General features: G+C 41.4%; 11 protein-coding genes and 1 tRNA gene. 6 read left to right on the top strand and 6 right to left on the bottom strand.

The annotated features are described in order from the left end of the window. The first annotated feature begins 73 nt into the window (after positions 1–73). Together BUB30_RS20145 and BUB30_RS20140 are read left to right on the top strand one after the other, a co-directional pair. Positions 74–148, top strand: a tRNA-Arg gene (locus BUB30_RS20145). Between the two features lie 399 nt (positions 149–547). Then, entirely contained in the window at positions 548–2,056 is a 1,509-nt protein-coding gene (locus BUB30_RS20140; protein WP_073137581.1) for a site-specific integrase, read from the top strand. Positions 2,057–2,250: 194 nt separating this feature from the next. Here the strand turns inward: BUB30_RS20140 and BUB30_RS35985 are convergent, their stop codons facing one another. Both BUB30_RS35985 and BUB30_RS35465 read right to left on the bottom strand, forming a co-directional pair. Beyond that, positions 2,251–2,553 (bottom strand): hypothetical protein, encoded by a 303-nt coding sequence (locus tag BUB30_RS35985; protein WP_394334004.1) that lies wholly within the window; start codon positions 2,551–2,553, stop codon positions 2,251–2,253. 195 nt (positions 2,554–2,748) lie between these two features. Next, entirely contained in the window at positions 2,749–2,919 is a 171-nt protein-coding gene (locus BUB30_RS35465) for a hypothetical protein (RefSeq protein WP_221408760.1), read from the bottom strand. A gap of 447 nt (positions 2,920–3,366) precedes the next feature. Here BUB30_RS35465 and BUB30_RS20125 point away from each other — a divergent pair, with 447 nt between their 5' ends. The 3 genes from BUB30_RS20125 to BUB30_RS20115 all read left to right on the top strand — a co-directional run bounded on the left by BUB30_RS20125 (position 3,367) and on the right by BUB30_RS20115 (position 6,661). Beyond that, positions 3,367–4,872, top strand: coding sequence for an AAA family ATPase (locus tag BUB30_RS20125; protein WP_073137575.1), 1,506 nt, complete (start codon positions 3,367–3,369; stop codon positions 4,870–4,872). A gap of 375 nt (positions 4,873–5,247) precedes the next feature. After that, positions 5,248–5,592 (top strand): hypothetical protein, encoded by a 345-nt coding sequence (locus BUB30_RS20120; RefSeq protein WP_073137573.1) that lies wholly within the window; start codon positions 5,248–5,250, stop codon positions 5,590–5,592. Continuing rightward, positions 5,567–6,661: an ImmA/IrrE family metallo-endopeptidase gene (locus BUB30_RS20115; protein ID WP_084138269.1), complete on the top strand. Its 1,095-nt coding sequence runs from the start codon at positions 5,567–5,569 to the stop codon at positions 6,659–6,661. Before BUB30_RS20120 ends, BUB30_RS20115 begins: the two co-directional genes overlap by 26 nt. Here BUB30_RS20115 and BUB30_RS20110 read toward each other — a convergent pair. Together BUB30_RS20110 and BUB30_RS20105 are read right to left on the bottom strand one after the other, a co-directional pair. Continuing rightward, positions 6,658–7,593 (bottom strand): alpha-glutamyl/putrescinyl thymine pyrophosphorylase clade 3 protein, encoded by a 936-nt coding sequence (locus BUB30_RS20110; protein ID WP_073137569.1) that lies wholly within the window; start codon positions 7,591–7,593, stop codon positions 6,658–6,660. The genes BUB30_RS20115 and BUB30_RS20110 overlap by 4 nt on opposite strands. Beyond that, the gene (locus tag BUB30_RS20105; protein WP_221408759.1) at positions 7,590–8,192 is read right to left on the bottom strand and encodes a hypothetical protein; all 603 of its coding nucleotides are present in this window, start codon (positions 8,190–8,192) and stop codon (positions 7,590–7,592) included. Before BUB30_RS20105 ends, BUB30_RS20110 begins: the two co-directional genes overlap by 4 nt. Before the next feature lie 1,270 nt (positions 8,193–9,462). Here BUB30_RS20105 and BUB30_RS35820 point away from each other — a divergent pair. Beyond that, positions 9,463–9,594, top strand: coding sequence for a hypothetical protein (locus BUB30_RS35820; RefSeq protein ID WP_262485809.1), 132 nt, complete (start codon positions 9,463–9,465; stop codon positions 9,592–9,594). 448 nt (positions 9,595–10,042) lie between these two features. Here BUB30_RS35820 and BUB30_RS20090 read toward each other — a convergent pair whose 3' ends face one another. Together BUB30_RS20090 and BUB30_RS20085 are read right to left on the bottom strand one after the other, a co-directional pair. After that, complete coding sequence (locus BUB30_RS20090) at positions 10,043–11,011, bottom strand: nucleotidyl transferase AbiEii/AbiGii toxin family protein (protein WP_178377156.1); 969 nt, start codon at positions 11,009–11,011, stop codon at positions 10,043–10,045. A 114-nt stretch (positions 11,012–11,125) separates the two neighbouring features. Beyond that, entirely contained in the window at positions 11,126–11,866 is a 741-nt protein-coding gene (locus BUB30_RS20085) for a DUF6577 family protein (protein WP_084138268.1), read from the bottom strand. Between the last annotated feature and the right edge of the window lie 51 nt (positions 11,867–11,917).

Below are 11,917 nucleotides of genomic sequence, written 5' to 3'. Positions count from 1 at the left end.
GGGGCTTAAAACGCCTAAAAAAGGGGCTTTCGGTTAGTTCAATATTTATATCTTTGCAACCGTTCTTTTTCCTGGCCCCGTAGTTCAATGGATAGAATAGGAGTTTCCTAAACTTTTGATGCAGGTTCGATTCCTGTCGGGGCTACCATTTTTTTGGCACAACGTTGTCTGTACCCTGATAATTCAATGATTATCAAGTAGCTGCATTCTTCAAACTTGTGCCATGAATTGGCACAAACTACACCTTGTGCCGATCCATTTTTTCAGGGACAGGTTGCCGTTTCCCATCCAAAAGCATTGATACAACTCAAGTGTGCATCACCTGGCGTCACCAGCTGTGAAGTCAAATGTAAAATGCTTAGTTCTTGAGAAAAAATATTCTCGTCAGAATCTTCCCCGCGCGTCTTACTCAATAGAAAGCACGTGTTTTAAATCCGCCGACAAGCAAAACATGAGTGGAATAAATCAATGTGGCTAGTTTTTTGTCATGTTCGAATGCCCCCCTGAATTTAGTCTCATCGTTTATTAAGCATTTAATTCCAAAGCCATGAAGGAGTATTCAAAGATTCAATTTATGAAACGGGGAAAGTATAGGGAGGCATTTATCACTTACTCCAAATTCACAAAGAAATTTCGAGTAACAACGGGTGTGAAGGTGCTTCACGAGCATTTTCTTGACACAGGAGGGATTTCCCCAGAGCACCCGACCTATTACAAGGACATTTCGATTATCCGCTGGCATCATGAATGGGTTGAAAACCACATCTTCGCATTCGTGGCTAAGCACAGAGAAAAGCCTCCAGTCTCATGGTTACAACAAGAGTACGAGAAGTCCAGTATTGAGAAGATCGTGTCTCAAAAAGCAGCCAAATTTGATGAGACCGGTGAAGTTGCGGCCTTTTCCAGAGAAATCTTTGTAGAATCTCTTCCCGAGGATAAAACACAACTTCAGGTTAAAAATCAAAGTGACCTAGAAGTTTTCCGCCACTGGAAGGACTTCATCCATTTCAAAAACCAAGTAGTCAGAAGCAGCAGTTCTCTGTACCGCTATATCCACATGGCCAGCACGATGGACACCTTCACATTGCGATCCGGAAGAACGCGCCTATCCTTTATTGAATTGGATCAACAGTTTTTTAATGACTTCTTATTCTATCTGGTCAAGGAGCATGAATACGTTCGGGTGAATAAAAAATGGAACACGGATACAGTTGATATTCCTGAAATTGGTTTATCCAATGAAACGGCCATAAAGCAACTTGATAATTTTACTGAATATCTTAAGTTCTGTAAAAGACGAAAAGATGCTCCGATCCATATTGACGATATAACGGAGTTTATATCGATCGCAAAGCGTAAATTGGAAGTGAGGAAACAAAATGTTTCGAAAAAGTGGGAACTCACGTTAACACCGCACGAACTACAGTTCGTCGTTAATTTGGATCAGCACGAACCAGATTTTTATAATTCCATTTCTGAAAATTGGAGGCGGTTTCTTGATATTTTCCTATTTATGTGCCTGCAGGGCACCGCTCCTATCGATACCAAAGCAATAAAAAAGAGCAACGTTGAACGTGGAAAACTTGTTGGTGAACGAAGTAAAAACGGCAATGCATATAAAGTCGAGTTAGACGAAGTTTCTCTGGAAATTCTTAAACGACACAACTATGACTTTCGATTTTCAGATCAGGCCATGAACGAGGCCCTAAAAAAGATCTTTACCACAATATTTGAGTTGTACAGGCGCCGATTCGAAGAGGAATTTCAGCAACAGTATGAAATGATCTATAGCCAGCGAAGATTCAAGGGCCCTGACGAGGTCGTCGTTATTATGCACAAGGCAATGTTCGTAGAAGCCATGACAGGCAGACGGACATTTATTACCAACATCAATGAGAGAGCAGATGAACTTGGGATGCGAGAGAACATGAAACGCGCTGGACACAATAAAATCCAGACACACTTAGACTATCAACATGATCGTCAAACGGGTTTGGTTGATAAGCCGGTTAGCCTATTTGACGTAAGCAGAATCAAGCTCAGCAAGATTGGCTGAAAAAGACTCATCGGGCATTGTGCCCGACGAGTGTAAGAAGCCAAATCGGAGATTCTGAGGTGGTCGACCACTTTGTTTCTTACGCGGGTGACCACAACATTTCGGACCACCGACAATTTATTCCGCGAGGATTGACCATCCCTCACATTCACTATCTTGAAGTTATGTTCCAATACGATTGAACTTATGCTTTCTTAACCTATGGTGATCACGCCCTCACGAAATGGAGCGGTCAAGGGTGGCGAAATCTCAACCAGGTCAAAAATCACGGCTTGAGCTTCGACTCTTACCTCAACACAATAAATCATAGTTGCAATAAATTGATCATCTGGATAAGTAAATGTATACCGATCCTCTTCGATCTCTTGACAATTCATATGAGGCTTATATCTATGCCACCAGAAATCGAAAAGGCGGAGTCTTAATTCGGCTTCTTTATCGGTATCCATCGGGACATATACAATGATGTCTGTGTGGTTGGTAAAAAAAACATCCAGAATAGCGACAAATAGTTTCGCCTATTCCTGAATCTGCTGGAAGATTATTTGGATCGATGCTTGAAGGAACTGACAAACAATCAAAACCGAATGAGAATACTTTCACACCAGTAAATGACGGGGTCGTCACATCCGTGAAGTAAATTTCATAGCTAACTTGATTGTCGGTAGTAAACTCGTAACCTTTAGCAATGGCTACAATTGGTGAGCAAATTTTATATCTGATTTAATTTCAGAAACTTCACCTTCCCTTATTTTTTCGTGAATATGCTTCTTGTCAGCAACAATTTTTTTGATTCGCCTGATAATTTCGGGATTGGAAATATTTACAATTTTCTCAGCCATTTGAGCAGAAAACTCTCTCAAAAATACTTCATTCTTACTTCAATAACTCCATTCCAATCTATTAAGTTTAGTAACGTGGAGATTCCGACCATTGACCACTTCACTCCGCCAAGGCATGACCACTCAAGACATCATAAAGGGCTAAATGCTACGCTCAGCACGATGAAGCAAAACCATCTCTGGAGTCTTATGGAGTCGATTGGAACCGACGTTGATGCTATGGGCTGGACTAAATATGGCCTTTTTTAACGGGCTGCGTACTACGCCACGCACGTACTGAGGGCACGAAATGAGGTGTTCAATGCTGCAGGGAGAGTTGCACCGCCCAATTCGACAGGGCTTCATACATTAGAATACTTCTAGTAATCTCGGCGGAACCATTCAAAGGTTCCTCCTTTTTTTTCCATTAAAACTATACGGATCTCGGAGCATTTGCTGTAAATTGTGAGGTCACCTCATAACCACGTTATGCCTGACTTTAAGACCACGCACGCCGAAATAAAGGATTCGAGCGTGATAAGTATCATAATTGGACGAAACGGCACAGGAAAGAGCAGGTTCCTGAGGGCGATCAGTGAGGATATCCGTAATGACGACAATTACCGAGTGGTTTACATCTCTCCCGAACGAGCGGGTGTTTTCAGCCAGGATTCCACCGTCGAGCAGGCTGTAAACACTCAAGTTGAATGGGCTTTCAACACGCGCAACTCGAACCAGTCGGAGAATTTCCGAAAAATATCAGCCACATATTTGAAAAATCTTGAGATCTCCTGGCTCAGAAGTATGGAGCGAGACCCCTCAATTCGGAGCATACTTGATCAAACTTTCGATACAGAATATTTAGACAAGATAAATGAACTACTAAGCAATGTACGCATACAAAGGGAGCCAACTAAAGGATCGTTCAAATTCGAAACCTATGAGGGAACAGAGGTACTGCCCGGCGACTTGAGTAGTGGGGAATCTGAGTCAATTACTTTGGCTACCGAGATATTGTACTTTCTGTCTATGGTCACAAATCAAAAGGTTCACGTACTTCTAATTGATGAGCCGGATGTGCATCTCCACCCCGATATGCAGGCAAAACTTGGCCGATTTATTACCAGAGAAATTGATGGACTTCCTCAAGAGAAGAAGGACCGCTGCAAGGTTATTATTGCAACACATAGTACGGCGCTGATAGCGGGCCTAGCCCTATCTAAAAATGTCAAGATCGCTGTAAAGGAGTTTGGCAGGAATATAGTCGTTGCAAAAGAGATCAGTGATCTGGTTCGAAAAACCTCAAGCTTTTTCGCACATCCATTGTCGCAAATTATTGCGCATGAACCAATTCTGATTATTGAAGGCGAGGATGATGCCCGTGTCCTTCAGCAGGCGGCACGAAGCTCTCAAGGAAAAATCAAAGTATTTCCGTGTATTGCCGTTTCAGTTGACGAAATGAATGAATTGGAGCAGTTCTGCGGTGATGTCCTGGAATCGATGTATGACAATCCTATCGGATATTCGTTGCGAGATGGTGACGGAAAGCAAGAAGATCTAGAACCGGTCAAATGCATAAAGAGGTTTCGGCTTCAGTGTTATGCAATGGAAAACGTGCTGTTAACAGACGAGTGCCTTGCAACAATGGATTCCAATTGGGCTGACTTCAGAAACAAAGCAGGTGTCTGGTGCGATTTGGCGGAAAATGCGAACAATAATAAAAGGCCCTTAATTGCCGAAATTATTGCTTCCCCGGATCGTAGCAGGCATGTCAAGATAAAAGATGCACGCACTATGATTTGTGCGATCTTAGGTTGCAGCAAGCCTTGGGAGGTAGTCGTGGGGCAGACAATTGCGGGTGTTGCCAGCCCATTGGCTCAATATACCGAAGAGACTTCAATCGTGAGCTACCTTGACATTCCATTGTTGGAAGCGATTGGATTTGCCGCGGGGGCCGCTCCCGCAGAACCTGGCGCTGTTCAGGCGACAGGCTAATTGGCCTTGCACTTCTTTGAAAGGAGCTCTTAGCACTAGAAGGAAAAAAACCTATCGTATTTTACCAATGAATGGATTAAGGAATTTAATGATCAGCCGGATGTGAATTTTGGATGTATGATCAATTGCAATTTTGATTTTTGGCAACGCAAATTAAATAGAGCAACCTTTCCGCAATTTGGAATCTACATTGAAATTATTTAGATTTATAGAGAGCTATTAATCAGGATTTTAGAACGACAAAGTCCATTGTCGATTTTTCCGGAATTTAATGTTCTAAATTTTTCAAAAGTTTGTATTAATCTAATACTTTTGATTTTTATTGACCTTAAGCCTGATGTGTATTCTCGTTATTCGAAATAACTTAAACTACGCTTGGGTTTGGTCTTGTCTTGGGACAGTTTAGAACTTCGTGCTATCTGTGAAAATGAACTTGAAGCCAAACAGAAGCTTGGGATGCAGGTAGCATCTATTTTGCAAACAAGGCTTGCGGAGTTAGTAGCTGCTACTACTATATCCGACTTATTAGTTGGAAACCCCACCCCTTTTCCGGACTCCACGGGCGAAGTTGTTTATAAAATCAACTTGGGCCGTGATCATGAGCTTTTCTTTGGCAATGCTCACCCGAACCCGCCAATGATTGAGGATTTGCTTGACTGGACCCGGATCAGGCGTATAAAAATTCTTAGTATACATGAAAAGAATGGAACGAATGAATAATTTCCAGCCTAACTGGGCATCGAAACCTGGGGATACAATCGCAGACGTGTTAAAGGAAAGGCGATGGTCAATTAATTCTTTCGCCGAACGTATTGGATGTTCAAAAGATATAGCTAGCGATATTATTTCAGGCAGCATATCGATAGACACTGGCATTGCCAAAAAATTGGAAAAAGCACTTGGCGCAAGCGCGGCTTTCTGGATAAACCGGGAAAATCAATTCCGTAAAGACTTATCGAGAATAGATGTTGAGAAGGCGTGGTTGAAGGATCTCCCAATAAATGATATGATCCAATACGGATGGATCCCGCGGACAAATAATCTATTGGAGACTTGTTTGAGATTTTTTCAAGTGCCGGATATTGAAGCGTGGAATGAAAAATATAATGCTCTTGTTGGCGAGTATTCATTTCGCGCCTCTCAAGCATATAGCTCGTCAAAAAGTGCGGTTGCCACTTGGCTAAGACAAGGGGAGATAAAAAGTTCGGCAAGCACAAACACGAAGTGGAACAAACAGTCTTTTATAGATTCACTGGATAACATTAAAGCCTTAACCAGAAAGAAGGACCCAAAAGATTTTATTCCGAATCTTAAAAATATCTGTGCGGAAAGTGGCGTCTCGGTTGTGATTCTTCCAACTCCTTCGGGATGTCGTGCGAGTGGAGCGACCAAATTCATAAACGAAGAAAAAGCTCTAATTCTGCTGAGCTTTAGATATCTTTCCGACGATCAATTTTGGTTTACATTTTTCCATGAGGCTGGGCATTTAGTGCTTCATGAACAACGGGAGGTTTTTATTGATGAAGATGCAGGAGACGTTAAGGATCAGAAGGAAGTGGAGGCAAACTCATTTGCGGGCGAAGTCCTTATTCCCCATACGTTACATACCCAGCTTTTCAAAATTCGAGGGAATCATAAAGACATTATTCGTTTTGCTATGCAGGCAGGAGTCTCGCCGGGGATTGTTGTTGGTCAATTGCAGCATCATGGTCATTTCAAACCCAGCTACATGAACAGTCTAAAGAGGCGCTTCGATAAGGAAGAAATTACTTCGCTTAGCGACAATTAGCCGCTGAAATGCTCAAACAGATCTGGCTTTTTCTGCCAGTTACACAAAGAATCTTCAATTACTTGCATGCCGTAAAATAAATCTAGATCCTTTTCCAAGTCACTGATTAGCATTTCTAGTTCATCGGCGCCAATCGGGGCATCGGTGCTGCCACCAAAAAGTAAACGTGCACCCCTTAGTGGACCGGTGGCATCTTGTAAATATGCTCTCCCCGGCACACACTTGATAAATCCTAACTTACCCAACATGGTTAAGTAATCAAACTTCGCAGTACGTCCAAAGGTTATAACCTGAGACAATGAATTGAACAATTGATCGAAAACTCCCCTCGGATCGTTTGGGGCTACCAAATAAAACTTTTCAAATTTTGCATTATGGTTTAAGTCTGGGCCGACCCATTCTATGTAACTAATTATCGCCGATCCAGTCCCTCTACCTTTATAAGCGTTGCAGCTCTCATATTTCCTATGGTTTCCAAAACTTCCATTTTCTTTTAACGCTGGTGCATTGCTGTTTAACCAAATCAAAAATTCATTAGTGTTCTTTGTAATTTTTTTCCATGTCCAATACGGACGTTTCTTTCCACCAGCGTATACTAACCTCGCTAAAGTCCATCCAGTTCTCTTGTTTTTTCCGAAGTGTATAGCAAGAAAGATTAACCAGCACGCCTCGTCAAAATTGCCGCTGTTAAAATGATAAATGGCCCCCTTAATTGGATCAAACAAATTGGAATTCGTGTCAATATTTATGGTGCTAATTTCAAAGCCGCTGATGAGTTTAATGTATTTTATTCTTCTTATACTATCAACGATTTGCTCAATAAGGCAAACTAAATTCTCGTCATCAAGAATTCCGGGAAGGCTTACTTTCTTTGAAAACTTCCGAAGTTTTCGTCCCAATTCTTTTGCTAACGCTAAGTCACCAGGTCTCATGTCGCGCAGTTATTTGAAATCCATTCTCTGATCGATTTTAGAATATCTGAAGTCACTCCATAACTACTTTGTAGATTATGGTTGTATCCCAACACTGTTACTATTCGTGGCAGTCGAATATTTCCAATTTTTGAAACCGTCCCTTTGTATGAATAGCCAGCTACTCCATCGCCAACTATTCTAGGCAATGTCCAATTAGGAATTTTTCTTTTCTCTAGTTCGCAATTTGAAACTTTCAAAAAACTCTGAACTACTGTGATCCCATTTAACACAAGAAGATTCACTTTAGAAGCTTTAAGAAGTACACCAAGCGTATCTCCAGATAGTTCAAGTAAAAGAAGCTTTTCTTTCGTTTCCAAATCGGACCACTTTCTGGCAGTGGCGAAAGGAATGAGGTCCAAGTGACAGGCATTTCCTAATGGAAAATAATAGGAGTAGTTTGCGCCTGAAATTATATAGTCAAGTTTTTTGAACCAAGCATCATATGGGTTTCTTTTGAAATAATTCAAGCAGGAGTCTAAAACCAATCTCTCATGGTTATCATCGAGATCAGACCATTTAGAAAGTTTTAATGATCTTAAGGTTTGAAATCTTCTCAAGGGTCCATCAATTTCGCCTCCAGTGATATCTACAAATTCGCGATTACTTGGATTTAATCCGACTGTCGCTACGCTAGATTCATATATGTTACCAAAAGAAGGGATTGGACAGCCCCAGGGTATAACCGATGTGCTTGACTGGAGATTCCGACCCCATTGACCACTTTTTTTCGCGAGGGTGTGACCACCATAAGTTAAGTAAGCCTAGGGTCACTCGTGTTGGAACATAACTTCAAGATAATCAAAGCAAAGGATGGTCAGTTCCTCGCGGAATGAATTGTCCGGTATCGCGGAATATTGTGGTCACAGGCGCGCGAAAAAAAGTGGTCAATCACCTCGGAATCTCCACTATGGAAAGGGTATTGTCGAATGGTGCCGATTACGCGTTTGAAAAAGCTCCAAAATTTGAAGACTACACCGGAAACATCAAGCGAGTTTTGCAATCCCTTAAAATCAAATCAGTCCTGTAACAAACATTATCTTGGGATATACTTCCCTGCGCTGTCACTGCACTGCCTTCAAAGTCGTCGTTGCCATTGCCATAGGTATCTATTTTTTTGGCCTTTGACAATTTCCGTATTGTGGATAATCTTCCACAACTGAGCCCCCGTCAGTAGTACAATTGTACTATGCCGATTCCAGGCAATTATTTTTCCTTTTGTTATATTCGGTTCGCCACGGTTATGCTATCTACCGGTGGCAAACAGCAATCGAATAAAAAGGGATTAATCCGGATGGGTTAACCCTTTGATTCAAAAGTAAAAAGGTCAAGTAGCATAGACGATGCGAAAGACCTTTTTAATCTCTGATGATCAAAATAAAAACGATAATCAAAATGGTCGATCATAAAACAAAAAACTTTCTTCTCATTGGTCTTATTGCTCTTATGATGTCGGTTGGCGTGATCTGCTACGTTTATCTTATCTCTCTGAAAACTATTCAACGTTGGAGAAGATGACAACTTTTGTCACGGTCGTATTAATAACTGGGTGGTCTGTCATTGGTATTTTCATCATCATCAAGATAATTAAACGCCTTAGACGGCGATAGAATTTAGGTGAATATGGTATTCACATGATAACGTCCTGACCGTACTAGTAACCAGCGTTCAGGCATCGAGAAGGGGTAAGTGGTCCAGACGAGATGAAAGCCCCTTTTTATTTCAAAATTTATTAATTCCCTCCGATAACTTATTTCGTCTACCTTTGATTTAGTAGGACTCCGAGCCGCCAGGAACATTAATTACCAAATCCACCAGATGCCAACCGGTATGACGATATTCATTGTTGATGATGATCAAGATGATGTGGATTTTCTCCAAGAAGCCACGAAAACCTTATTCCCGATGATTGAATTTACAGTGGCAGGTGATGGTGTTGAGGCCCTTGAGGTTCCTGAATAGATGCACGCATTGCCGAGCGTCATCTTTCTCGATAACAATATGCCACGTATGAACGGAAAGGAGTTGTTGCTTCATCTGAAAGATGATCCCGACCTAAGTACTATTCCCATTGTAATGCACTCAACTAACTTTAGTGATTCGGATTTGAAATTGTTCTCCGCTTATAAGGCTTTTACAATGCAAAAGCAGTCCAATTATGATCGGCTGCTACAGGAACTGAAGGTCTTATTGCAAAAAATCGAACCCACCTGTTTGTGAAACTTTTTAAGAAAAAATAGTATATTCATGTTCTCGCCAACGGGGCACTCTTATCTTTTCCCGTTTGGCAAGGAATCAATGGGGGTCACGTGATCCGAAAATTGATGGTCAGGGCAAAACGGAAAAGATGGTCAACCTCTTCGGATTCTCAATAATATTCGATCGTACAATTGCTCCTTCTTCATGGGTCCTATGACAACTTGGAGTTTAGCTCAATAGATTTGTGCCAATAGTAATAAGCCTCCGGATTTATCTTCTTCAATTTATTGAGTTTGGTCAGCGTATGGTCGGCAATGCTCCATTCCTTGATCTGATCAGCGCCTTCAAAGCGTGTTATTGCTTTTTCCTGTAGCAACAATAACCGGGTAAGATGTGCAATTTTGGAAGCGTGCGAAATAGCTTTATCAATATTGTAATTCTCGGAAAAAATATAAGGCTGGATGCGCTTTACACCTGAAAGGAGTTCATCAAAATTACCATTACCCAGTTGTCCGTGTGATGAAAGGCACAGTGAGGCCTGATAGGTGTCTTCCAGTACATGGCTCGGAGCTTTCTTAATTCTTCGATAGTTCAATTCGGTTTGTGCTATGCTTTCAAATGTTTTTCTAACGATGAAGAGATCACTCAGCTGGTCGAACAGATAACCAAGGTCATAGAGTTGCTTAATGATCTCCATGCTCGCACTCTGTTCATTCTTTATGTAGGGAATGCCGGTTGTCTCAGGGGCAAAGGCTGTGAGTTTGTCACCCGCGAGATCTTCAAAGGAAGGCACCGTTACAACAGATGGTTTTCCGCTTAAAGAAAGAAAAGAACTCTTAATTGACTGCTCTTCTATTTTGTGATACCCTGAATCACCCACTAAAATATCCAATAGCACATATGCTTGATCAGCCTTTTGAACAACTGGGTTGTAAAAGAATTTATAGTGAGCCTTTTCAATACTTGATTTTACTTCTCTTTTCTTCTCCTCTGTTTTAAGAAAGCCTCTCTCTTCAGCAACCTTCGTCAGTAAAGCAGGCAGACTGGCATTTTGCTTTGGAATAATGATATCAATATCTATTGAAAGCCTTCTTTCAGAACCAAGTTTGAGCATCAAGGCCGTACCGCCTTTGAAAGTAAAAGGCAGCCCACTCAACGTAAGACCCTCCAGCAACCACAACGCCCGAATGACTTTCTCAACCAGAATCGGGTCTGCTTTTTTCTGTTTTGCGATAGCAGCAATCCAGTTGCTTTCCAGAGATTTGGAGTCTATTACAAATTAACGGCACTTTTATTATATTGCTGCCGGATTATAGAGTTTCTTTATATACTCGCTTATTTCCCTCTTCCTTCTTCTGCGGCTAGCATAGCGCAGAAGTTTATCCTGCAAAACGGTGTATCTGCTAAAAGCATTCTCCCATATGTACTCCAGCTCCCTACCTTGATACGCATAGAAAATATCTGTATCACAGACAAGGTCAACCAGGATTTTCTCCAGCATCGGGATGTTAACGCCTTTTGAATTTTGGAATGGACCTTCCGATACCATAGCCTTCACAATGATCGGGTTACTTTCAATGGAAACATAGCGCTCCATCATTTCAAGTGTTGGTTCAAGAAAAACAGCCTTATTGTTGTCTTGTAGTTTATGAAAAACGGGCTCACAAGCGTCCTTCTCGGTTTCCAAAATGAGCCATGATCTGTTAGAAAGGTGCTGCCCTAAGTCGTTCAACCACCCCGTTTCCCAAATGCAAAGTTGTATGTATGGAAAATGAGTACTGAGATCCTTATAGAGTTTCGAAAGCTGCCTTGATGGTTCAGGAGCGTAAGGTTTCATTTGGCCAATTCGAAATTGCCCCCGGCTAATTCGCTCAAGAATACCCATTCTAACAAGCTCGTAAATCCGCCAATTAATAGTGGTTTCCTTGACGTTTGGCTCCGATTCCTTGTAAAAAATGGCCAAATTTTCACTGGAAATGGTGCTTTTACCCTTAAAGCGTTCTTTCAATCTTTCAATATGGAGCTTATCGGCCACAATAATTTACTCTATAAATCGGCATCAATATACATAAAATGCCTGAAATTG

It is taken from the genome of Chryseolinea serpens, from assembly GCF_900129725.1.
Classification (GTDB): Bacteria; Bacteroidota; Bacteroidia; order Cytophagales; family Cyclobacteriaceae; genus Chryseolinea; species Chryseolinea serpens.
This window is presented reverse-complemented; position numbering and strand designations above follow the sequence as displayed.